We start from the raw sequence: 23,398 nt of genomic DNA, 5'->3' as shown, positions 1-23,398 counted from the left end.
CCGGGTAACGTCTTGCCCATTCCGTTAGGCCACAGAAGGAATGGAGGCAAAGGCGTTTATTTTTTTGTCAGGAGGTTTTTTATGAATAACAAAACATATTTTTTTCAATTTTTTCAGTATGCATCTTTCAATGTGCTTGGAATGTTAGGCCTGTCCTGCTACATTTTGGCCGACACCTTTTTCATTTCAAAGGGATTGGGTGCAAACGGGCTGGCCGCGTTAAACCTTGCCATTCCGGTTTACAGCTTTATTCACGGCAGCGGATTAATGCTTGGCATTGGCGGCGGCACCAAATATGCAATTTTGAATGGAAAGGAAATTCGGGATTTGGCAGACGAAACGTTTACAGCGGCCGCAAAGTTAACGGCGGCTTTGTCAATTTTTTTCGTTTTGCTGGGAATTTTCTTTTCAGGAGCGGCCGCCCGTTTTTTAGGCGCAGACGATGCGGTTTTTCATATGACCAAGACCTATTTGCAGGTTATTTTGCTGTTTGCCCCAATGTTTATGCTGAACAACTTGCTTTTGTGTTTTGTAAGGAACGACGGTGCGCCGCATCTTGCAATGGCGGCCATGCTCGGCGGAAGCTTATCGAACATTGTGTTAGACTATGTTTTTATTTTTCCGCTTAACATGGGAATTTTTGGCGCGGTGCTGGCAACGGGTCTTGCCCCGGTTGTGAGCCTAATGATTTTGTCGCCCTTTTTCATTCGGAAACAAAACCGGTTTCATTTTATAAAAAGCAGGTTAAGCAGCACATGCGCGCTGGCCTCAGGCATTTTGTCAAGCGGCCTGCCGTCTCTTGTTACAGAGGTTTCTTCGGGAATTGTCATCATTGTTTTTAACATCATTATTTTAAAGCTTCAGGGCAATATCGGCATCGCGGCATATGGCGTTGTTGCGAATCTGTCCTTAGTGGTAATCGCAATATACACAGGAATTGCCCAGGGTGTTCAGCCCATTTTAGCGAATTGTCACGGTGTGGGCGACCGCGCCGGCGTGCATGTAGTTTTGCGCTATGCATTGATCGCTGCGGCAGCGGTTTCAGCCGTTGTTTATGCCGGTGTGTTTTTTGGCGCAGAACAAATTGCAAAGATTTTTAACAGCGGACACAACGCGCTTCTGCAGGCCATTGCGGTGCGGGGATTAAAGCTTTATTTTACCGGGTGCCTGTTTGCCGGGGTTAATATTATTCTGTCTGTCTACTTCACCTCAACCGAAGTTCCGCGGCCGGCCCACGTAATTTCTCTTTTGCGCGGGTTTGTCATTATTCTGCCTATGGCGTTTTTATTATCGGCGGCTTTTGGCATAGACGGCGTGTGGTGCGCCTTTCCCGCAACGGAACTGATGGTAAGCGTCATTGGATTTGCCTGGTATTTTAACAAAAAAAGGCGGAGCAAGCTGCTCCGCCGTAGGGTTTAAAATTGATTATTGCACCGGTTTAACGTGCCAAATATGGTTTGCATAGTCTGTCACACTGCGGTCTGACGCAAAAATGCCTGCATTTGCAATGTTTTTTAGAGACATTTGCGTAAAGCGCGCCTCGTCCCGGTAGGCTTCCTCCACACGCCTGTGAGCGTCGCAGTAGGACGCAAAATCCGCCAGGTTCATGTAGGGGTCGGAATACATTAAATAGTGATACAGGCTGTCAAAATTTTTGCCGCCAATTCCGCCGGATTTGATAAATTCTAAAACGTCCCGGATAGACTGGTTTGCGTTATAGAAGTCTTCCGGACGGTATCCCCTGTGATACAGATCGTTTACTTCCTGGGTAGAAAGTCCGAAAATAAAAATGTTTTCCGGGCCTACCGCCTCATAAATCTCAACGTTTGCGCCGTCCATGGTGCCCAGCGTCACTGCGCCGTTAATCATCAGCTTCATATTTCCTGTGCCCGAGGCCTCCTTGCCCGCCTGGGAAATCTGCTCGCTGATGTCTGCCGCGGGTATGATAATTTCGGCCAGCGAAACCTTATAGTCTGCAATGAACACCACTTTCAAAAAGTCCCGAACGTCCGGGTCACGTTCAACCATGTCGGACACGGCGCAGATTAAGCGGATAATTTCCTTTGCCATAAAATACCCGGCAGAGGCCTTTGCCGCGAAAATATAAGTTTGGGGCAGGGGACGAAAGCCCTGGAATTTGATTTTCCGGTATAGGTCGATGATTTGCAGCACATTCAAAAGCTGGCGTTTATACTCATGCAGCCGCTTTACCTGCACATCGAACATGGAGTCGCAGTTTACCTCAATGCCATTTTTTTGGGCAATATAATCTGCCAAACGCTTTTTGTTTTCTTTTTTAATTTCCCGCAAGCGGGAAAGAACCGCTTCGTCATAATAAAATTCGTTAAATTTTTCAATGTCGGACAGGCTCTTTTTAAAGCCGCCGCCGATTTTTTCAGTTAATAGCTGGGAAAGGAGCGGGTTTGCCTGGCACAGCCAACGCCTGTGGGTAATGCCGTTTGTAACGTTGGTGAACTTGTCGGGATAGACAATATTAAAATTGTGAAACGTGTCGGTCTTTAAAATGTCTGAATGCAGTTTCGAAACGCCGTTTACACTGTAAGAACCTGCGATGCACAGGTTTGCCATTTTCACCATTCCCTCTGAAATAATGGCCATTTTGTCGATCGACGCGGAGAGCTCCGGATGGTTTGTATAAATAAACTGGCAGAACCGGCGGTTAATTTCTTCAATTATGGAATAAATGCGGGGCAGGTGGGATTTAACGAGGTCTATGGGCCATTTTTCCAGCGCCTCGCTCATAACGGTGTGGTTGGTGTAGGCTAGGCTGTTTGCCGTAATGTCCCATGCCGCGTCCCACACATAGCCATAGTCATCCATTAAAATGCGCATCAGCTCCGGCACGCACAAAGACGGGTGGGTGTCGTTTATGTGGATCACCGCTTTATCGGGAAAGCTTTCAAAGGTGCCGTATTTTTTATAGTGTTCTTTCGTAATTTGCTGCAAAGACGCGCTGACAAAAAAGTATTGCTGTTTTAAGCGCAGGGATTTACCCTCTATTTTGTCATCTGCGGGGTAGAGCACTTTCGAAATGGAGCTTGCAATCGCCTCGTTTTCTGTGGATTTTACATATTCGCCCTTGGAAAACAAGTCCATGTTAAAGCCGCTGGTGCTTTTTGCGCTCCAAAGCCGCAAGGTGTTCACGGCTTCCGTGTCGTATCCGGAAATAAACAGGTCATAGGGCTTTGCCATTACGCTGACATAATCTGTGTGCTCGGTGGTTAAGCCCTTATCCGTCCAGTGCTCTTTAATGTTGCCGAAAAAGTGCACTTCAATCTCCTCGTCGGCTCTGGGGTTCAGCCAATATCCCGCCTGGTCAATCCAGCTGTCGGGGAACTCGTTTTGCCACCCGTCAATAATCACCTGTTTAAAAATGCCGAATTCATAGCGGATGGAAAAACCGGTAATGGGGTAGGAAAGCGTGGTCATAGAATCCATATAGCAGGAGGCCAGCCTTCCCAAGCCGCCGTTTCCCAGCCCGGCGTCCGGCTCCATCTCATAAAATTCCTCAATGTCAAAGCCGTATTCCGCCAGAAACGCTTTGATGTCGTCTTCCGCCTCCAGGTTCCAGAGGTTATTTTTCAGTGACGTGCCCACCAAAAATTCCATCGACATATAATAAACCTGTTTTGCTTCCTGCTCTTTTACCTTTTTGCTGTATTCATACCGTTTTTCCGCCAAAATCTCATTGGTTGCCGTAAGCACCGCTTCATAAACCTGGCGTTTGTTGCCATTTTTTATGTTATTTCCAAAGTTGACTTCCATAATCTTTTCAATGCTTGTTTTCAGCTTTTGCGATACATGATTTTCCATAGGCTATTTTCCTTTTCTATAAAAGTTGTTGATAAATTTCAATATATTCTTGCGCCGGTTTTTTCCAGCTAAAGTCGCCGCTCATAGCGTTTTTGCGGAGCGCGCGCCACATGGGTTTGTTGTGGAACAGGTCGATGGCGCGCTTTACGGCGTCTAACATGTCATAGGCGTTATAGCTTTGAAATGTAATGCCGTTGCCCGTTTTTGTGACCGGATTAAACGCCTCCACCGTATCCTTCAGGCCGCCGGTTGCGTGTACAATCGGAATGGTGCCATAGCGCATGGCAATCATCTGCGAAAGCCCGCAGGGTTCCATTTTCGACGGCATTAAAAACAAATCTGCTCCGGCATAAATTTTTTGTGCCATCTCGGCAGAAAAGCCGATGTAACCCCGGACTTTATCCCGGCAGGAGTGCTCCCAGGAATAGAAGAAGCTTTCATAGTGGCTTTCGCCTGTGCCCAGGGCAATGAGCTGCATGGGCAGGCCGGAAAGCTCGTTCATTACCTCGCAGAGCAAATCAATTCCCTTTTGCGATGCAAGCCGGGTTACCATGCCGATTACGGGAATGTCGTTGGACTGTTCTAAGGCCATTTCCTTTTGCAGCTGCTTTTTGTTAAAGGATTTAAACCGGATGGTTTCGTAGGTATAGTTTCTTGCAATGTGCGGGTCGGTGGCCGGATTAAAAACCGTGGTGTCAATTCCGTTTACCACGCCCCGGAGCTTATATTTTCTTGGGTGGAGAATATTGTGAAGCCCAAACGAAAATTCCGGGCTTAAAATTTCATCAGCGTAGGTCTTGCTGACGGTTGTCACCATGTCAGCCGCTTCAATTCCGCCTTTTAGCAGATTTATGTCGCCGTCATACAGAAGCAAAGAACGGTAATTTATGTCCAGCCCAAATATGCTCCCCAATATAATTGGATTATATTTTCCCTGAAATTCGATATTATGTATCGAAAGTACAGTTTTAATGGATGCATACCGGCTGTCGCTGCGGTAGAATGCGTTTAAATAAACAGGCAAAAGCGAAGTTTGCCAGTCGTTTATATGAATGATGTCCGGAAAAAAATCTACCATGTTCAGCATATCTAAAACGGCTTTTGAGAAAAAGGCAAACCGTTCCGAGTCGTCATATTCGCCGTAAACGTTGGGGCGGCTGTAGTATTGCTCGTTGTCAATAAAATAATATATAACCTTTCCCACGGTTGCCGTAAAGACGCCGCAATAGGTTTTTCTCCAGCTGATGGACACATCAAAGCTACCCAAAAATTTCATTTGGGTTTTTAACGTGTGGTCAATGCAGGTGTATAAAGGAAGAATTACGCGGGCGTCTACGCCCTCCTCAGCCAGGGCTTTCGGAAGAGCGCCGCACACATCACCCAATCCGCCTGTTTTTATAAACGGGGCAGCTTCTGATGTTGCAAACAAAACTTTCATTGGTATCACTCCCAATATTTCAATACTTTTATTTTAAGTGAATTGCAATTTACTGTCAATTCGAAAAACAAACAAAGAACCATTTTTATAACGCGGTTTATTAAACAATTTTACCTTTGTGAATTACCACCGGCAGCGTGTCGCAGCCGGACAAGGTTTTGTTGGCGGTAATCCGCACGTTTTTATCCGATATAACGCTGTTTAGAGATGAATTTTCTTCAACAATGGTGTTTTGCATGACCACGGAGTTATGAATGCGCGCGCCCTTTTCAATCCGAACGTTTCTAAAAATAATGCTGTTCTCCACCTCGCCGTCGATTACGCACCCGTCGGCAATATAACTGTTTTTCACATTGGCGTTGTCGCCGTATTTTGTGGGAACTGTATCTTTAATCCGTGTTAAAATCGGCTGGTCGCTGTTAAAAATTTCGTGTCTTATGCTACTATTTAGCATTTCTAAATTAGAGGACAGATATACCTCTAAGCTGTCAATCAATTTGCAGTAGCCCGTGTGCTGATAGCCAAATATGTTCAGCTCGTTTAATTTTTTCGTAATAACATCTTTGCCAAACGCTTTCCAGCCATAGGTTACGCCCCAGTCGATCAACTCCCGCAGGAGCGATTTTTTTAATAAAAATATATTTAAAGCAACCGTCTTTTCATTGGAACCGCTGGCGGTGTGAACCAAAACGTCGCTTATTTTTCCGCTTTCTTCTAACCGCAGCTCCATGTCATTGGACTTCGGCACAGCCTGTTGGCACAGCACAGTTAAATCCGCGCCGTTTTTTTGATGGGCTTCAAACACCTTGTTAAAATCTAAGTTGATTACCATGTTAGAGTCCGCAATGATGCAGTATTCCTCCAGCATGTTGTCTATATAGCCGTGGACGCTTCTTAAAATATCAAACTGGTTGTCGCTGTATTGAATGGAGTCGTTTGCAAAGGGAGTGAGGATTTTAAGCCCGCCGTTTTTGCGGTTCAAATCCCAGTCTTTTCCCCAGCCTACGTGATCCATCAGGGAGCCGTACTTGCTTTTTGTGATAATCCCGATATCTCCCACCCGGGCGCCCACCAACGACGAGAGCATAAAGTCGATTAAACGGTATCTTCCGCCAAACGGGATCGATGCAAGCGTTCTTGCATTTGACAGCTCATTAATTTTGCTGTCGCTGTTATCATACGTATCAGTGAATAATATACAAAATGCATTCATACTAAAACTCCGTTTCCGCCGCTTCTTTTCTGCGGCTATATTTTTCGCTTATTTTCATTTCCCCTGGCCGGGCATTAACATTTGTTTCGGAAGCACGACCTCGCCGGAACGCACCACTGCGCCCTGGCCGACAACGGCAATGCCCCAGTTGTCCCTGTCTGGATAGTCTTCCGGCGGAGCGCCGACAACGGCGCCGTCTTCAATTACTGCGTTGTCTGCCACAATGGCATAGCGCACCTTAGCACCCCTGCCGATTTTGGCGCTGCGCATTACAACCGAATAGCAAACCTGAGCATCTTCTTCTGCGGTTACGTCAGAAAACAGAATGGAGTTGTTCACAATGGCGTCTACCTCACAGCCTTCTGTGATCATGGAATTTTTTAAAACCGCGTGAGAACCCACATACTGCGGCGTGGTCATGGAATGGCGGCAGTAAATTCTCCACAGGGGGTCGCTTAAGTTTAAAGAGATGGTGGGGTTTAATAAATCCATATTTGCTTCCCATAAGTTGTTAATGGTTCCCACGTCTTTCCAGTAGCCGTCAAAGGGATAGGCAAACATGCGCTCGCCGCAGCGAAGCATGGCGGGAATGATGTTTTTGCCAAAGTCATTTGCAGAGCCTTCACTGTGTTCGTCCTCGATCAAATATTTTTTCAATTTTTCCCAGGTGAAGATATAAACGCCCATGGAAGCCTTGGTGGACTTCGGCTGTTTGGGCTTTTCTTCAAATTCATAAATGGAGAGGTCGTCTTTCGTGTTCATAATGCCATATGCCGAAGCTTCATCAATGGGAACGTCCATCACGGCGATGGTGGCGTCGGCCTGCCGCTCTTTGTGGAACGCAAGCATTTTTGCATAGTCCATTTTATAAACGTGGTCGCCGGATAAAACCAGCACATAGGACGGGGAATATTGCTCAATAAACTGCATGTTCTGATAAATGGCATTTGCCGTGCCTTTATACCACTGCCCGTCGTCCCCCGTCACATAGGGGGGCAGCACCTGAATTCCGCCGTTCATGCGGTCTAAATCCCAGGGCTGGCCAGTGCCGATATAGGCATTTAGCTCCATTGGTTTATACTGCGTTAAAACACCCACCGTGTCAATGCCGGAATTAGAGCAATTCGACAGCGTAAAATCAATTATCCTGTATTTGCCGCCAAAGGGCACTGCCGGCTTGGCCCTGTTGTTTGTTAAAACAAAGAGCCTGCTCCCCTGTCCGCCGGCCAGCAACATTGCGATCATTTCTTTTTTTATTGCCATGACAAAAACCTCCTGTTTTATTTCTGTTTGGTCTTTCTTTTTTGTTTGGTTTTTTTTGCGGGCTCTTTCAAGCTTTTTTCAGAAGCGCTTGCTAAGTCCTTTGAAACCGGCTTTGCTTTCCGATTAACCGGTTTTTTCTTGAACAGGTAAATGGTGGAGAAGGGCGCAAGGTTTAGTGAAATAAAATATTTTTGCCCGTGCATTTCGCCGCTTTTCGCCGTAACCTTTCCATTTTGAATTCCGCTGCCGCCAAACGCAGCTGCGTCGCTTGTAAACACCTCGGTGTAATTGCCGCGGCTGGGAACGCCGATTTTATAGTCAGTGTAATGAACAGACGAAAAATTTGAAGCAGCCAAAACCATATTGCCCTCCTTATCCCGCCGGAAAAAGGCAAGGACGTTGTTAATCGCGTCGTCAACGTCGGCCCATTCAAAACCTTCCCAGGTAACATCTAATTCCCACAGCGCCGGGGTTTCTAAATAAAACCGGCACAACGCTTTTGTATATTCTTGCTGCTGTTTGTGGGTTTTATAGGCAAGCAGGTTCCAATCTAACTCCTGTTCTTCGTTCCATTCAATGAACTGGCCGAACTCCGCACCCATAAACAACAGTTTTTTGCCGGGGTGTGCATACATATAGCCAAGATAGGCCCTAAGATTTGCAAACTTTGCGTCATCCTCCCCGGGCATTTTTGAAAGCAGCGATTTTTTGCCGTGGACCACCTCGTCGTGAGAAAGGGGAAGAATAAAGTTTTCGGAAAATGCATATGTCATAGAAAAGGTGAGCTTGTTGTGTACGCCTTTGCGGAAGAACGGGTCCTGCTCCATGTAAAGAAGCGAGTCGTTCATCCAGCCCATGTTCCACTTAAAGTTAAAGCCTAAGCCGCCCACATCAACCGGATAGGTAATCAGCGGCCACGAGGTAGACTCCTCTGCAATCATCATCACGTTCCCAAACGCCTCAAAAACACGGGAATTTAATTTTTGCAGAAATTCCTTTGCCTCTAAATTGCCGTTGCCTCCGAACTTGTTGGGCGTCCATTCCCCCTGCTTTTTGCCATAGTCCAGATAGAGCATGGAGGCAACTGCGTCTACCCGCAGTCCGTCAACATGATATTTTTCAAACCAGTAGCAGGCGTTGGAAATTAAAAAGCACCGAACTTCATTTTTCCCATAATCGAAAATCCGGGTGCCCCAGTCAGGGTGTTCCCGCTTTTTAGGATCTTCATATTCATAGCAGCTGGTGCCGTCAAAATCGCTGAGACCATGGGCGTCTTTCGGAAAATGAGCAGGGACCCAGTCTAAAATAACGCCGATGCCTGCCTGGTGGCATTTGTCCACAAACGCCATAAAATCTTTTGGCGTTCCATACCGGGAGGTGGGGGCGAAGTAACCCGTTACCTGATAGCCCCAGGATTTATCGTAAGGATATTCGCTGATGGGCATCAGCTCTATGTGGGTAAACCCCATGTCTTTTACATAGGGAATGATTTCGTCCGCCATTTTGTCGTAGCTGAAAACGCTGCCGTCTTGATACCGTTTCCACGAACCAAAATGCAGTTCGTAGATGTTCACAGGCTTGTCAAACAGGCTGCCCCTGCGGCTGTTCATCCATTTTAAGTCTTTCCAGCAATAGCCGGACAGGTCATATACCTTTGAGGCTGTGCCCGGACGGGTTTCGCTGTGAACGGCATAGGGGTCGGCTTTATAAAGCGTGTCGCCGTTTTGTGTTTTTATAATAAATTTATAGCAATCAAATTCTTGAATTCCGTCGATGATACATTCAAAAATGCCGCCCTGGGTAATTCTGTGGGCTTCATATTTGTCTTCCGCCCAGCCGCAGAAGTCGCCTGTTATGAAAACCGCGCTTGCGGCAGGAGCCCAGACACGGAATGCACACATGGTATCGCTGACAAAATGTGCGCCCAAATAGTCATAGGAACAAAAATTGGTCCCTTCGTGAAATAGATATTCTGCCAGGCTGTTGTCGCTGTTGTTCATAGTTTGTATCCTCCGTTTGGTGTGTCTGCAACAAATATATATATCTTAGTATATCATAAAATAATTTAAAATAAAAGTAATTTTTGTAGAATATTAATAATTAAATTAAAAATTTTACATAGTTTTTATAAAGAATTAACAATTAAATTGTCGGCCGCAATCTCTGTGCCAGCATATATGGTTGACAAAACGGCATAATAATAGTATTCTTTTTATATAAAATTTTATCCTAGAGAGATGTGACGATATTTGGAACGAATTATTTACAATTCAAAAAATAAAATTTATAAAAATCCTTTCGGCGCTTTGCCCACAGAAGAAAGCTGCACCTTTTCCATCGACATTTTAAAAAGCGAGGAACCGCTGGAGGTGTTTTTTTCGTACCGGAAAGACGCGGCTGCAGATCCCTGCTATGTAAACATGGACTATGTTTGCGAAACGGGTGACTATCTGCGTTTTTCATGCCGGCTTTCATTTTCAGCAAGCGGTCTTTATTTTTACCGGTTTGAGTTTTCTTATCCGGGCGGAAAACGGTTTTGCGGAAAAAAAGACGGCACCGCTTTCATAGAAGATTGGCTGGATGAATGGCAGCTGACGGTTTATGACAAAGGCTTTCAAACGCCGGAGTGGGCAAAGGGGGCAGTGATGTATCAAATCTTTCCGGACAGATTTTGCCGCAGTGATAATTATATGCCGCAGACCGCAAAAAATGAACGGAAAATTCATGAATCCTGGTTTGAAGTGCCGGATTTTATTTATGACAATCCGGAATATAAAGGAAACGATTTTTTTTGCGGCAATTTAAAAGGGATTGCGGAACGGATCGATTATATCAAATCCTTAGGCGTTGACGTGATTTACTTAAATCCCATTTTTGAAAGCCCCGAAAATCACCGTTACAGCACGGCAGACTACACGAAGGTTGACCCCTATCTTGGAACAAATGAAGATTTTAAAGAGCTATGCTCCCGTTTCCGGGAGGCTGGAATCCGCGTGATTTTAGACGGGGTGTTCAGCCACACCGGTGCAGACAGCATTTATTTTAACAAATTTGGCCATTACGATTCGATCGGCGCGTGGCAGGGAAGCGCATCTCCCTATTACAATTGGTATCAGTTCAACGACTCTGAAATTGGTTATGACTGCTGGTGGGGATTTGAAACCCTGCCCAACGTCAACGAAACCGAACCGGACTTTTTAAACTTCATCACCGGAGAAGAGGGGGTGCTTTCCTACTGGCAGGACCTGGGCGCTTCCGGCTGGCGGCTAGACGTGGCGGACGAACTGCCGGACGGATTTTTAGACGCTTTAAGAAACCGTGTGAAACAAACCGATCCCGACGCACTGATTATCGGCGAGGTGTGGGAGGATGCAACCAACAAGTTTGCGTATGGTGTACGCCGGCGGTATCTTTTGGGAAACCAGCTGGACAGCGTGATGAACTATCCCTGGCGAAACGCCGTTATCGACTATGTAAAGACCGGCGGCGCAAAACTGTTTTGCAGCCGGATTACAGAAATTATGGAAAATTACCCCGCGCCGGTGCTAAACTGTTTGATGAACATTTTATCTACCCACGACACAGAGCGGATTATCAACGTGCTTGGCGTTACCCACAACGTGGCTCACAGCGAGGCCGCGGAGTATCATTTAACGGAAGAAGAATATAACCGGGGAAAGGCGGGCTTCATGGCGGCGGCATTTTTGCAGTTTGCTCTGCCGGGAATTCCCAGCATTTATTATGGTGACGAGGCAGGGCTTACCGGTTTTCGGGACCCATATTGCAGAATGGGCTTTCCTTACGGCCGCGAGGATTTTGAGCTGATTGATTTTTTTCAAGGCCTGGGAAAGTTAAGAAAACAATACCGGGAGGATTTTTCTATGCCCGCAGAATGTTTTGCTGCCGGGGAACACACGGTAATTTTCACCCGTGGCGCCTTGCTGTTTGCGATAAATATGGGTTCTTATGAAGAAATTGTGAAATTAAGCTCGGATTTTGTAACAATTTATGGGGGAGAACACATCAATTTCCAAAATAACATGCTTGCCCTGCCGGAACACACCTTTGTAGCTTTGAAAAAAGAGGGGCAAAATATGGTTGAGAATAAAGAAAAATAGACGTAATTTGCGAGTTCATAATTAATTTACAAAATAGCCCTTGATTTTTTATTTAATATATTGTATATTATATGTAACAACTTCGTAATAATTTTGTTATTATTACATATACTGTTACTGTAATTAAAAAAACGAGGGTGATTCATTCAATGATTCAGAATACTGAACGGGCACAGACCACAAAGGTCATACAGGTGCCGAAAAAGTATTACAGCGCAAACGAACCAATGGGCGCGAAGGACAAAAATGGAACAAACCATACAGAAATTCAAAAAAGAAATTGGATTTTTAACAGAAAGAAGCTAAAAATTTTTGCCGGAACAACTGCGGCAATTGCAGGCACAGCAGTAGCCTGTGCGGTAGTTGCTTCCTCCTTTTCACTGGGCTATACGGTAAAGGTGGACAACACAGTAGTGGGAACAGTGGCGGCGAAAAGCGAGTTTTACGAAGTGCTGGACGAAGTGAAAACCGAGGTGAAAGACATTGCCGACGTGGAGTTTGAGCCCAGCGGAAAAGAGAGCTTTCAGGTGGAACTGATTAAAAAGGACAGCTTTACGGAAAAGGAAGAGCTTGCGGAGAATTTAAAATCCACCTCTGAGGAAATGACAGAAGGTTTTAGCATCACATATGACGGTGTATATTTCGCGGCGCTGCCCACTCAGGAGGATGCGGAGCGTTTGCTCGAACAGTATTTGGCGGGCTTTACCGCAGGCAACGAAAACGTTACGGCAGAATTTGCACAAGAGGTGAAAATAACGCCCACACATGTGGTGAAAGATACGGTTAAAACGGCAGACAGCGTGTATGCAGAGCTTTTGGCGGGCAAATTTGTGTCCTATGAGGTGCAGGATGGTGAAAGCTTAGAAGACATTGCGGCAAATTTTGATACCACAGCTGAGAGCATTTTAGCGGACAACCAGCTTGCAGACCAAACAAGCCTTGCGGGCCAGACGCTGAAAATTTATACCGGCGAGCCAGTTTTGTCGGTTAAAACCGTAGAACATGTTAACGGGGAGTTTGAAATTCCGTTTGCAACCATATCAAATGAAGACGACACCCTCTATCAGGGCAAAACGGAAGTTGACACCGAGGGTGTAAATGGGTTAAAATTTGTTGATTCTTATATTACGAAAATTGACGGAGTTACCGTTGAAGAAACCGTATTGAAAAACGACATTTTAAAAGAGCCTGTAACACAGGTAGAGCGGGTGGGAACGAAAGAGCTTCCGCCGTCTGTAGGAACGGGAGAATTTGCAGTGCCAACCAGCGGAACGCTGACCTCGCCCTTTGGTGCAAGATGGGGCAGAATGCATGCCGGCATTGATTTGGGCGCTTCTACCGGCACGCCGATTTATGCGTCGGACAACGGCATTGTGACGGAGGCGCAGTTTAAAAATAACGGATATGGAAACTTTATCTCCATTGACCACGGGAATGGATTTGTGACATATTACGCCCACTGCTCTGAGATTTTAGTATCCCCCGGCGACGTGGTGGCAAAGGGCGATTTAATTGCAAGAGTCGGCAGCACGGGCAGAAGCACCGGGCCGCACCTGCACTTTGAAGTCCGGGCAGACGGCGAAGCGCAGGATCCCATGAATTATATAAAGTAAATAAAAGAACCGCTGACAACATAAGTCAGCGGTTTTTTTACGAAAATACAGTATAATTTGTGTAAACCACAAAGGCTTAATAAGTTCCCAGCTCTAACGCCTTTTCAACAAAATAGCAATAGCTCTCGTAATTCACCGTTTTGGGAATGGAATGGTCGCTATGTATAATATAGTTAAATCCCTGTTTCACAATTGGGAGCTTCGCTTCCAGTTCTTTTAAAATAACTTCCCGGTCGTTGCTGTAAAGAGCACGAACATCCAAGCCGCCCATAAAGGCAATTTTATCTCCGTAGAGCTCGTGCAGCTTTATTAAATCCATTCCGGCCTTAACCTCCAGCGCTTGCAGGCAGTTAATGCCGGCGTCAATCATATCCGGAAGCAGGGGCTCAACAAAGCCGCAGGAGTGCATAATAACCGGCAAGTTCAGGCTTTTGGCATAGTCAATGGTGTAAATGTGGCCCGGCTTGATGATTTCGCGGTACATGTCCGGGGACATAAACGGGCTTCCTTTATATCCCATATCTTCATAGAACCAAATACCGTCGGGGTACCCCTCCTGCTCAAAGAGCATTTTTTGCAGGTCAACGGTGAGCTTGGCATAGGTGTCTACCATATCTGTTACCCAATCCGGATCAAGCGCCATGCCGACCAACATGTTTTCGTGCCCGCAGACGGGGTGTATGCACTCAAATACGTTAACGCCGCTCCATACGAAAAAACGACCTGCCTCTTCGGCAGCTTTTTTTGCGTTCCGATACCCCTCAAAATTGATTCTCCGTGGGTCCGGCGTGAGCATGGGTTTAAGCTTTTCCCAACCCTCCCGGTCTTTTACGTTAAAGTCAACATGCTCCGGCGTAGAGTCGTGCAGCTTGTGGCGGCGCAGAATTGCGCCGTTCCCGTCCAGCAGGGTAACGGTATCTTCGTTTTCAGAAATGACCTTTGTTTCAAAATTGAAATCAGCAACAAGATTAAATGCCCAAAAGGTCTGTATGTCGTAGCCAAAATGGTCTTCAAAGGGTTCGCCGTTATTTATATGTCCTTCAGCCGTCCAGGCCTTGTATGTATCGTCCCAAAAATGTTCAAACAGCCCGACCCGGTCCACCGGCTGATGATTTAAAATTCGGGTAATTCGTTCTTTTCCTGTCAAAATTAACTCCCTCTTTTCATAGAATTTCAATATTATTTCACTGTTTTTTATTATAGCAGGCAAAGAAAAAAACTGCAACCGATATGAAAACAAACATAAAATAATACAAAATTTTAAAAAATATTTCTATTTTAGGAAAAATAAAAACACCCCGCCGGGATGTCCCGGCGGGGTGTTATGTATCAACTCTTTATCCTAAGTATAGACTTTAAAATTCCTGTGATAACTTTTGGAAACTGTAGGACAACCACCTTCAAGAACACCGCCCCTTTCTGTGCGTTTTGATATATGTAATAAATTTATAAGGAGAGAGCTAACCACAAATCTTGCAAAATGCAATGAAAATGAGCATGATGCCTTCGATAACCACCAACCAAAACGGAGGGAGCAGAAGACCTGCGAAAATTCCCAAACAGAACGCACCGCAAACCAACGCCCAAATTTTATACTTTAAACGCATCTGCCGTGCCTCCTTCACTTTCTTTACTACATTATATGAAGCGGAGGAAAAAGTGTTATTGTTTTTTTTACATATTTTCTGAAACTGCGCAAACAGCAACCGTCATATCATCATATGCGATCCCGTCGGTGTATGACAGGGCGGCGTTTAAAATGTTGTCCGCCAAAACCTTTGCACTGCCGGTAAAGCCTTCTGCAATATCAAAGATTTCGTTGTGGTCGGGGCTGTCTAAAACGTCTGTTATGCCGTCTGACGCCATGATGAGATAATCCCCCGATTTCATATACCGCATGTCATAGTCGGGCTCAAGTCCCTGCACCAAACCGGCAGGAAGAGACGAGGCATAAACCGTTTCGTTGCCGGAGGCGGTTTTAATATAGGAGTTTGCCGCACCGGTTTTTACGAACTCCATGGAACCGGTGTATAAATTTACAATGCACAAATCAATGGTGGCAAAGGTGTCGCGGTCAGCGTTCATCATTAGAATGTTGTTGATGAGCCTTACGCAGGTTTCTTTGTCAAATCCGGCTGAAAGCAGATTTTTAGCAAGCTGTGCGGTAATGGAGCTTTGAAAGTGGGCCTTTTCGCCGCTTCCCATTCCGTCAGACAAAATAACCGCGGTTTTTCCGTTCCCGCAGGGAAAGGATAGGGCAACGTCTCCGCTGCCGCTGGATTTATCCCGTGTGGCCGAGGCAACGGCAATGTCGGTTACAAACCTGGTCTGCTGGGAAAATTTTAAATGGCACACGTCGTCGCTGCATTCCCGGTTTTCACGCAGCATAGGAACCTCCAACACCTCCGACACGGCGGCGGCCACCGTTGTTGAGCAAACTAAGTTCCGCCCGCAGCTCACTTTGTCCATGGTAACGGTGAATCCGTCGCCGGCGCTTACATTAATTTTGTTTGCTGAAATTCCGCGCCGGTCTAAGGCCGTGGCAATTTTATGCTCCAGCTCCGGCTCACAGTTCATCTGCTCGGCAAGGCTTGTCTTCATGTTTTTTAAAATCATAGAAATGTTGTTAAACTGTTCCGCCACCAACCGCTTGCTTTCCATTACCCTGCCTGCCCACATGCGGGTAATCTTATAGGCCTCATAGTTTTTGTTCAGTTCCGATACAAACGGTTCACACCGGATGCACATGTCTGAAAATTCCTGAGGCACGTCGTGCTTGCTAATGGAATTTTTCCGTTCCATTGTTTTATACATTGCGTTCATATAAGACAGGGTATCGTCCCGGTTTTTGTTCCAGCAAAACTTGCATAGAGTGCACTTTTTGCAAACTGTGTCGGCGGTGTTGTCGAAAATTACCCCGTGCGTTTCGCCGTTTTGCTCCAGCAGAGAATCCAGCACATCGCGGAACACCACGCTGACAGAGTCGATGGAGTTTATGGTCTGGGTCATTTTTGTTTCCACCGCATTGCGAATGCGGTCGCCGGCAGCTGCTTCCTCTTTTGCCTTAATAGCCAAAGCGCCAAACCGGTTTAAAAACTTGTCGGGAATGAATAACAAAATCAGCGTTGCAAGGGCCACATAAGATACGGTTATAATTCCGTTGGATTCCGGGCACATGAGCATGGTGGCGGCAAAGCTGGTAACGGCAAAAGCCGCCGCCGCTCCAAATTTGCCATACCGTTTGACAAAGCCTGAGGCCAGGGCAGACAAACAGTAAATGCAAACGGTTTGCGGCGGATAAACGCTGGCAATTCCCAAACACAGGCCAAACACAACGCCGGCAGGACAGGAAACAGAAAAACCGCAGGAAACGCTCAGCGCTAAAATTACGGTAATCGCTAAAACATGGGCAAACGGAAGCATGTTATCAATCAGGGCCACGCTCAAAACCACAGTGCCGCAAAGAATTACCAGGCTAATGGTTTCTGCCGACTCGAAGATCCGCCGCCTGGGACTGGTGCGTACTAACAGCGCCGCCTTGTCAAAAGCAAAATAAGAGAGGCAGGCCCCGCCGCACTCTGCTAAAAGCAGCAGCGTGTCGTAGGCGAAAAATCCTTCGGCTATCACATAAATCATGCCGTTAATGAACAGCGCGCCGGAACAGATAAGCGCGGGAAATATTTTTTTGCCGGAAAGCTCTTTGGAAAAAATGGCGCTAATTGCGGCAATAATTAAAATTGTACCGCCATATTTAAATGAAAATGTGGTATATCCCACAGAAAGGATACCAATCACCGCACACAACACATAGGCCGGGCGCCTGCGTTTTAAAAACACCGCCGCAAAATAAGCCGCTCCAAAGGGGGATACTAAATATCCCATAAAGCATATTCTGCATAGAAGCAGCAAAAACACGTTTTCAATTATTTCCATTTTGTCGAGCTTGGAAAAAACCTCGCCGATACCGGTGTTTCGAAAGAGCGTCCCCGGCCGGGTATAAGTGTTCAGTTCATTTTTCATCTTATGTATGCCTCCAAATGTAAATTTATTTCCATTATATACCATTTAATTTGAAAAAATTGTAAATATTTGACAGCGAATAGAAGAAACTTTTCGACAAATTCCCTCTTAATTTGGAGTCAAAGGCAAAAAAGCAACATTTTGACATGTTTAATCAACATTCTTCCATTTTATATAATAGGAAACTGTAATATACTGTCCTTACAATAAACGATATAGGGAGAGATGAATATGTTGGCAAAAACACCGCCCATGGGCTGGAATTCATGGAACACCTTCGGACATAACATTAACGAAGACATTGTGCTGGAAATTGCAGACACAATGGTGGAAAAAGGCTACAAAGATGCAGGTTATGAATATGTGGTAATTGACGACTGCTGGTCTTTAAAGGAACGGAGCCGGGATGGAAAGCTCATTGCCGACCCGGAGAAATTTCCCCGCGGCATGAAATATGTGGCAGATTATGTCCATAGCAAGGGCTTAAAGTTTGGAATGTATTCCTGCGCAGGAATGAAAACCTGCGGCGGATACCCCGGCAGCTATGGACATGAATATGCAGACGCAAAAACCTTTGCAGACTGGGGCGTGGACTTTTTAAAATATGATTTTTGTTATTTCCCCAAATCGGGAAATGCACAAAATGCGTATTTAACTATGAGCATGGCCCTAAAGGCCTCCGGCAGGGAAATTTTGTTTTCCGCCTGCAACTGGGGACATGGGGAGCCATGGAACTGGATGCGCTCTGTGGGCGTGCATATGTATCGCTCCACTGGCGACATTTTCGACTCTTACAAATCGTTTTCCGATATTATTTTAAGTCAGGAGGACAACTGGAGCATGTCTGCCCCCGGGTGTTTTAACGACCCGGATATGCTCATTGTCGGCATGTATGGAAAGGGCAATGTGGGAATTGACAGCGGCTGCTCAGACACGGAATATGAGGCGCATTTTGCATACTGGTGCATGGCCGGGGCCCCGCTGATGATGGGCGGCGACATTCGGAATATGAATTCTTTCAGCGAAAAACTTCTGAAAAACCAACGGCTTATCGCTATTGATCAGGACGAGGAGGCAAGGCCGCCCTATATGGTACATTCCAATGCCATTTGGGACAACGACAGGGTTTACATTAAGCACCTTGCAAACAACCGTTTTGCTATTGCATTTTTTAACGGCCACGACACGGAGATGCATCCGGCCTTTAGCCTGCATGAAGCGGGTATTCCGTTTTATACCGGCGTAACCCTTGATTTTACCGATGCTATCACCGGGGAGCATATTGGCGTAATTGATCAGGATGCATTTTCCTGCAATGTGCCGGCTCACGGCTGCCGAGTGTTCACGGCGGAGTTTGCCGCGCGATGAGTGGGTGCTTAAAATGCGGCCGGGAGCTTACGCGAGATGAAATTGGCCTGCATAAAAAAATGGTGAACCGCGGCGCACAGTCTTTTCTGTGCATCGACTGTCTGGCCTCCTATTATCAAGTCAGCAAACAAGGATTGGAAGAAAAAATAAGGCAGTTCAAGGAAATGGGCTGCACCCTGTTTTCATAGAAAAAGCGCAGATGTAAAAATCTGCGCTTTTTTTTAAAAAAGTACTTGACAAACAAATTGTATTATAGTATTATTGTATTAAGCAATTAATACAGAAGTACAAAACAGGAGGTGATACCATGAACTGGGAATTTAACAATGACAGGCCAATCTATACACAGATTGTAGAACAAATAAAGCTGTTTATCGTGTCCGGGGAAATTGCGGCTGGGTCGAAGCTTGCCTCTGTCCGTGAGCTGGCGGCAGATGCCGAGGTGAATCCAAATACCATGCAGAAGGCCCTTTCCGAGCTGGAACGCATTGGCCTTATGCATGCCAACAGAACAAGCGGAAGATTTATAACGGAGGATAACGCCATGATTTTAAAGGTAAAACAGGAACTGGCAGAAGAAAGCATTCAGGTTTTTTTGCAGAACATGAAAAAAATCGGTTACGACAAGACGCAAACAATCTCGTTGATTGAAAAATATGATAAAGGAGAGGAAATACATGAGTGATATTATTTTAAGCTGCAATAATTTAAGCAAGTTTTATGGGCAATATCCGGCGCTTCAAAACCTGGATTTTCAGTTAAAGCGGGGGCGCATTGTGGGGCTTTTAGGTCCCAACGGAAGCGGAAAAACAACGCTGATTAAAATTGCAAACGGACTGCTTACCCCAACCAGCGGACAGCTGCTGATAAACGGAAATCGGGTGGGCATTGAGAGCAAAAAGGCGGTGTCTTATCTTTCAGACTGTGTTTGCCTGCCGGAGTGGATGCGGGTTTCAGAGCTGATTGCATTTTATAAGGATTTTTACGACAACTTTAATGCAGACAAAGCATATACCATGCTGAGAAATTTAAACATCGACGAATCGCTTCGATTGAAAACGCTGTCAAAGGGCACAAAAGAAAAGGTTCAGCTCATTTTGGTGATGAGCCGCGAGGCAGACCTGTATCTGCTGGACGAACCCATGGGCGGCGTTGACCCTGCAACCCGGGACTATATTTTAAACACCATCATATCCAATTATTCCGAAAACTCCACTGTGGTGATTTCCACCCACCTGATTTCTGATGTGGAAAAGGTTTTAGACGAGGTGCTGTTCATCAACAAAGGCGAAATTGTGCTGCAGGACATGGTGGACCATATCCGCGACGAGCAGGGAAAAAGTGTGGACACTTTATTCCGGGAGGTATTCAAATGTTAGGGAAATTATTAAAATATGAATTAAAGGCCAGCGGCAGAATGCTGCTTCCCATTTACGGCGCTGTGCTGGTGATGGGCATTATTTCATCGCTGTTTTTAAGAACGGCGCCAGACATGAACTGGGATAATACGATTATGACCGTTCTCACAATGGTTTCCATTATCCTGTTCTTCGGGCTGATTTTTGCGGCCCTTTGTCTGAGCTTGGTTATTTCCATTCTGCGGTTTAAAAAGAACCTTTTGGGCGAAGAGGGATATTTAATGAACACTCTGCCGGTTTCTACCTGGCAAAATATTGCTGCAAAGGCGATAGTCGCAGTGCTTTACCAGATTATCAGCCTCATTGTGGCAGTGTTTGCAGGATTTTCGTTCACAATGGTGGGAGCCAACGTGTCTTTCGTAGAGATTTTTGGTTCTGTGATTGACGCATTTCGCGAGATATTAAGCCAAATGGGCGGTGTTTTCTGGCTATACGCAGTGGAAATTTTGGTAATCATGCTCATTAGCACGTTTGGCTCTAACATGATGATTTACGCCTCCATGAGTGTGGGACATTCTATGAATTCCCACAAGGTGGTATCATCGGTTGCGGTATTTCTGGGATTTTACATCGTCAGCCAAATCATCAATTCGTTTTTACTGGCAGGCGGAGCATACTTCTACGCCCTTGCGGGATCCTATTCCCTCAGTGAGCTATACCGTCCCCAGCCGGCTATTTTGGCGATATTAGTATTAGAAATTGCCTATCTCACGGCATATTTCTTTATTACAAAATATTTCTTAAAACGCAGGCTGAACCTGCAATAAATAAAAAATGCACTCCATCCAAAAGGCATGGGGCGCAGGCAATTTTGCCTGCGCCCTGTGCTTTATTTATTTAAGCGGAAATCTTTTGGCAGTAATTGATAAACGCTTTTAAAACTTTTAATAAAATTGCTGTGATTGGAAAAACCGGCCTTTTCAGCGATTTGTGAAACCGGCAAATCTGTGTTTAACAGCATAAGCGAGGCCTGTTTTAGCCGGACTGAAATTAAATATTGTTTGGGGCTTAAGCCGGTGAGCGCTTTAAATTTATGAGAAAGATAAAAATTGCTGATGAAAAATTCTTTGCTCAAAGCGTCAATTTTAATATCTTCATAAAAGTACTGGTCGATAAACTGCTGAATTTTAAAAATTTTATCTTCTGCGGGAGAGTGCGAACCGGCAAAACGCTCCGGGTTGTGCTTTCGTATGAGTGCCAAAAGCTCCATAATGCAGGCGAGCACCAAATCGTTTGCATATTCATCGCCGGTGTTATAAGAAATGATGTTTTGAAAAATGCGGACTGCGGCGTTTTGAAATGGGGTAATATCAAAAACATGAACAAAATTTTGAGGATGGTTTTTTAAAATAGACAGCAGGCGGGCGTCCTGCAAACAGGCATCGGTGGTCGGAACATGAAGGGTTACGCAAAACCGCTTATATGATGGATGCAGCTGCTTCACGGAATGTTGTTCCAAGTTGCTGATAAAAATAAGGTTGTTTTTACTCACCGTATATTCCATGCCGTTAATCGTAACTTGTGCAGCGCCGTCCAAAACGCAAATCAGCTCATATTCGTTATGAAAGTGAATTTCCTTGTGGTAGCTGACGGTATCGTCAAAGTAGGAGGATATCACAATGTTTTGCATTATAAAACAATCCTTTCAAAAAAAGCAAATTTTACTGAATTTTAAGCAAAATATATGATTGCACTTCTAAATTTGATGTGCTATGATTATAGCATCAAAGATAAAACTTGTCAACTGTTTGGAGTGAACGCAAGTTGAAATATGAACCATTTCATTATTCAAGTTTAAAGGAACTGAAAGCAAAATTTGATGAATATTCCCTTCCGTTTTATGCACAGGAGAATACAGATATTTTGTTTGAAAAGGTGAAAACGGGCAGTTGGGAGCTGAAAAACAGATTTGTTATTCAGCCCATGGAGGGGTGCGACGGAACGGCCGCAGGCGAACCGGGCGAACTGACAAAGCGGCGATATCACAGGTTTGCCGAAAGCGGGGCGGCCCTTATTTGGATGGAAGCCGTTTCTGTTGCAGCCGAAGGCAGGGCGAATCCGCGGCAGCTTTACATCTGCGGCAAAACGGCGGACTCCTTTAAACGGCTTACAGAGTCTGTGAAGGAAATCTGCATGAAGCAAAACGGGTTTGAACCTATGGTAATTCTGCAGGCCACACACTCTGGCCGGCAGTCGAAACCCGGCGGCAGCCCCGCCCCGGTGATTGCATACCATAACCCGGTTTTTGAAAAGGAACATCTGCTGAATCATGATTGCATCATTTCAGATGATGCTTTAAAAAAGTTAGAAGAGCGTTTCGGATATGCGGTACATTTGGCGCAGATGGCCGGATTTGACGGGGTGGACATAAAATGCTGCCACGGATATCTGGCAAACGAGCTGCTTTCTGCATTTTCCCGCCCTGGCGCCTATGGCGGCAGTTTTGAAAACCGCACCAGATTTATTAGAAACTGCATAGCAAACGCAAACGCGGCGGTTACAGGAAATTTCATGGTGACATCTCGGCTGGGCGTGTATGACGGTTTCCCTTACCCCTATGGGTTTGGTGTAAAAGAGGGCGAGGGCACAAAGGTTTGTGCAGACGAGGCCGTGCAGCTTGTGGGAATTCTGCACAATCAGCTGGGCGTAAATATCATAAACATCACTGCGGGAAACCCCTATGTAAACCCACATGTAAACAGGCCGTATGACAGCGGAGGCTATATCCCTGATGAACATCCTTTCGTTGGCGTTTCAAGAATAATCGCCTATGCCGGGCAGATTCAAAAGGCATATCCGAAAATGGCCGTTGTCAGCTCAGGATATTCATACTTGCGCCACCTTGCGCCCTTTGCTGCCGCAGGAGCAATAGAAAACGGCCTGTGCACCATGGCAGGCTTTGGCAGAACAGCCTTTGCCTATCCGCAGTTTATTGCGGATTTAAAGAAAAACCGAAAGATGGATCCCAAAAAATGCTGTATCACCTGCAGTAAATGCACCCAGCTGATGCGGATGGGAACAGTTTCCGGCTGTGTCGTACGCGACCGGGAGGTTTATTTGAAATTGTATCAAGAAGCGTGCAGCGCAGAGAAATAAAACAAGGGAGGTAGATT

General features: G+C 45.7%; 18 protein-coding genes. 9 read left to right on the top strand and 9 right to left on the bottom strand.

Features of this window, described 5'->3' with window-relative positions; genetic code table 11:
- Window positions 1–81: 81 nt before the first annotated feature.
- On the top strand, window positions 82–1,419 hold the full coding sequence (locus H8698_RS12065; RefSeq protein ID WP_249313734.1) for an MATE family efflux transporter: 1,338 nt from the start codon (window positions 82–84) through the stop codon (window positions 1,417–1,419).
- Between the two features lie 6 nt (window positions 1,420–1,425).
- Here H8698_RS12065 and H8698_RS12060 read toward each other — a convergent pair whose 3' ends face one another.
- From H8698_RS12060 to glgB, 5 genes are all read right to left on the bottom strand, one after another.
- Complete coding sequence (locus tag H8698_RS12060) at window positions 1,426–3,834, bottom strand: glycogen/starch/alpha-glucan phosphorylase (RefSeq protein WP_249313733.1); 2,409 nt, start codon at window positions 3,832–3,834, stop codon at window positions 1,426–1,428.
- Window positions 3,835–3,850: 16 nt separating this feature from the next.
- Window positions 3,851–5,272 carry a glycogen synthase GlgA gene (gene glgA, locus H8698_RS12055; RefSeq protein ID WP_249313732.1) on the bottom strand — a complete coding sequence of 474 codons (1,422 nt, stop codon included), beginning with the start codon at window positions 5,270–5,272 and terminating at the stop codon, window positions 3,851–3,853.
- Between the two features lie 100 nt (window positions 5,273–5,372).
- On the bottom strand, window positions 5,373–6,485 hold the full coding sequence (gene glgD / locus H8698_RS12050) for a glucose-1-phosphate adenylyltransferase subunit GlgD (RefSeq protein ID WP_249313731.1): 1,113 nt from the start codon (window positions 6,483–6,485) through the stop codon (window positions 5,373–5,375).
- Window positions 6,486–6,539: 54 nt separating this feature from the next.
- The gene (locus H8698_RS12045) at window positions 6,540–7,748 is read right to left on the bottom strand and encodes a glucose-1-phosphate adenylyltransferase (RefSeq protein WP_249313730.1); all 1,209 of its coding nucleotides are present in this window, start codon (window positions 7,746–7,748) and stop codon (window positions 6,540–6,542) included.
- A 17-nt stretch (window positions 7,749–7,765) separates the two neighbouring features.
- Entirely contained in the window at window positions 7,766–9,748 is a 1,983-nt protein-coding gene (glgB, locus tag H8698_RS12040; protein WP_249313729.1) for a 1,4-alpha-glucan branching protein GlgB, read from the bottom strand.
- Window positions 9,749–9,997: 249 nt separating this feature from the next.
- Between glgB and H8698_RS12035 the strand changes: the two genes are divergently transcribed.
- On the top strand, window positions 9,998–11,866 hold the full coding sequence (locus H8698_RS12035; RefSeq protein ID WP_249313728.1) for a glycoside hydrolase family 13 protein: 1,869 nt from the start codon (window positions 9,998–10,000) through the stop codon (window positions 11,864–11,866).
- A gap of 149 nt (window positions 11,867–12,015) precedes the next feature.
- Window positions 12,016–13,479, top strand: a complete 1,464-nt coding sequence (locus H8698_RS12030; protein ID WP_249313727.1) for a M23 family metallopeptidase — start codon at window positions 12,016–12,018, stop codon at window positions 13,477–13,479.
- A gap of 76 nt (window positions 13,480–13,555) precedes the next feature.
- Here the strand turns inward: H8698_RS12030 and H8698_RS12025 are convergent, their stop codons facing one another.
- From H8698_RS12025 to H8698_RS12015, 3 genes are all read right to left on the bottom strand, one after another.
- Window positions 13,556–14,626, bottom strand: a complete 1,071-nt coding sequence (locus H8698_RS12025; RefSeq protein ID WP_249313726.1) for a uroporphyrinogen decarboxylase family protein — start codon at window positions 14,624–14,626, stop codon at window positions 13,556–13,558.
- Window positions 14,627–14,939: 313 nt separating this feature from the next.
- On the bottom strand, window positions 14,940–15,086 hold the full coding sequence (locus tag H8698_RS12020; protein WP_177677364.1) for a hypothetical protein: 147 nt from the start codon (window positions 15,084–15,086) through the stop codon (window positions 14,940–14,942).
- Between the two features lie 67 nt (window positions 15,087–15,153).
- The gene (locus H8698_RS12015; protein WP_249313725.1) at window positions 15,154–17,499 is read right to left on the bottom strand and encodes a SpoIIE family protein phosphatase; all 2,346 of its coding nucleotides are present in this window, start codon (window positions 17,497–17,499) and stop codon (window positions 15,154–15,156) included.
- A 231-nt stretch (window positions 17,500–17,730) separates the two neighbouring features.
- On the opposite strand from H8698_RS12015, the gene H8698_RS12010 reads away from it, so the two are divergent.
- The 5 genes from H8698_RS12010 (at window position 17,731) to H8698_RS11990 (ending at window position 21,052) form a co-directional block, all read left to right on the top strand.
- The gene (locus H8698_RS12010) at window positions 17,731–18,867 is read left to right on the top strand and encodes a glycoside hydrolase family 27 protein (RefSeq protein WP_177677368.1); all 1,137 of its coding nucleotides are present in this window, start codon (window positions 17,731–17,733) and stop codon (window positions 18,865–18,867) included.
- Entirely contained in the window at window positions 18,864–19,055 is a 192-nt protein-coding gene (locus H8698_RS12005; protein WP_177677370.1) for a hypothetical protein, read from the top strand. The genes H8698_RS12010 and H8698_RS12005 overlap by 4 nt, the downstream gene beginning before the upstream one ends.
- A gap of 119 nt (window positions 19,056–19,174) precedes the next feature.
- Window positions 19,175–19,552, top strand: a complete 378-nt coding sequence (locus H8698_RS12000; protein ID WP_249313724.1) for a GntR family transcriptional regulator — start codon at window positions 19,175–19,177, stop codon at window positions 19,550–19,552.
- The gene (locus H8698_RS11995; RefSeq protein ID WP_177677374.1) at window positions 19,545–20,246 is read left to right on the top strand and encodes an ABC transporter ATP-binding protein; all 702 of its coding nucleotides are present in this window, start codon (window positions 19,545–19,547) and stop codon (window positions 20,244–20,246) included. The genes H8698_RS12000 and H8698_RS11995 overlap by 8 nt, the downstream gene beginning before the upstream one ends.
- Complete coding sequence (locus H8698_RS11990) at window positions 20,240–21,052, top strand: hypothetical protein (RefSeq protein ID WP_249313723.1); 813 nt, start codon at window positions 20,240–20,242, stop codon at window positions 21,050–21,052. The genes H8698_RS11995 and H8698_RS11990 overlap by 7 nt, the downstream gene beginning before the upstream one ends.
- Before the next feature lie 62 nt (window positions 21,053–21,114).
- On the opposite strand, the gene H8698_RS11985 is transcribed toward H8698_RS11990, so the two are convergent.
- Window positions 21,115–21,915, bottom strand: coding sequence for an AraC family transcriptional regulator (locus H8698_RS11985; protein ID WP_249313722.1), 801 nt, complete (start codon window positions 21,913–21,915; stop codon window positions 21,115–21,117).
- Between the two features lie 134 nt (window positions 21,916–22,049).
- Between H8698_RS11985 and H8698_RS11980 the strand changes: the two genes are divergently transcribed.
- Window positions 22,050–23,381 (top strand): oxidoreductase, encoded by a 1,332-nt coding sequence (locus tag H8698_RS11980; protein ID WP_249313721.1) that lies wholly within the window; start codon window positions 22,050–22,052, stop codon window positions 23,379–23,381.
- Window positions 23,382–23,398: the final 17 nt, after the last annotated feature.

It is taken from the genome of Congzhengia minquanensis, assembly GCF_014384785.1.
In the GTDB taxonomy this organism is placed as follows: domain Bacteria; phylum Bacillota; class Clostridia; order UBA1381; family UBA9506; genus Congzhengia; species Congzhengia minquanensis.
This window is presented reverse-complemented; position numbering and strand designations above follow the sequence as displayed.

Coding starts and splice junctions, on each gene's coding strand:
- H8698_RS11995 (WP_177677374.1), top strand. CDS start 19,545: ATGAGTGATATTATTTTAAGCTGCAATAATTTAAGCAAGTTTTATGGG.
- glgD (WP_249313731.1), bottom strand. CDS start 6,485: ATGAATGCATTTTGTATATTATTCACTGATACGTATGATAACAGCGAC.
- H8698_RS12065 (WP_249313734.1), top strand. CDS start 82: ATGAATAACAAAACATATTTTTTTCAATTTTTTCAGTATGCATCTTTC.
- H8698_RS12045 (WP_249313730.1), bottom strand. CDS start 7,748: ATGGCAATAAAAAAAGAAATGATCGCAATGTTGCTGGCCGGCGGACAG.
- H8698_RS11985 (WP_249313722.1), bottom strand. CDS start 21,915: ATGCAAAACATTGTGATATCCTCCTACTTTGACGATACCGTCAGCTAC.
- H8698_RS12015 (WP_249313725.1), bottom strand. CDS start 17,499: ATGAAAAATGAACTGAACACTTATACCCGGCCGGGGACGCTCTTTCGA.
- glgB (WP_249313729.1), bottom strand. CDS start 9,748: ATGAACAACAGCGACAACAGCCTGGCAGAATATCTATTTCACGAAGGG.
- H8698_RS12060 (WP_249313733.1), bottom strand. CDS start 3,834: ATGGAAAATCATGTATCGCAAAAGCTGAAAACAAGCATTGAAAAGATT.
- H8698_RS12005 (WP_177677370.1), top strand. CDS start 18,864: ATGAGTGGGTGCTTAAAATGCGGCCGGGAGCTTACGCGAGATGAAATT.
- H8698_RS12010 (WP_177677368.1), top strand. CDS start 17,731: ATGTTGGCAAAAACACCGCCCATGGGCTGGAATTCATGGAACACCTTC.
- H8698_RS12000 (WP_249313724.1), top strand. CDS start 19,175: ATGAACTGGGAATTTAACAATGACAGGCCAATCTATACACAGATTGTA.
- H8698_RS12030 (WP_249313727.1), top strand. CDS start 12,016: ATGATTCAGAATACTGAACGGGCACAGACCACAAAGGTCATACAGGTG.
- H8698_RS12020 (WP_177677364.1), bottom strand. CDS start 15,086: ATGCGTTTAAAGTATAAAATTTGGGCGTTGGTTTGCGGTGCGTTCTGT.
- H8698_RS11990 (WP_249313723.1), top strand. CDS start 20,240: ATGTTAGGGAAATTATTAAAATATGAATTAAAGGCCAGCGGCAGAATG.
- glgA (WP_249313732.1), bottom strand. CDS start 5,272: ATGAAAGTTTTGTTTGCAACATCAGAAGCTGCCCCGTTTATAAAAACA.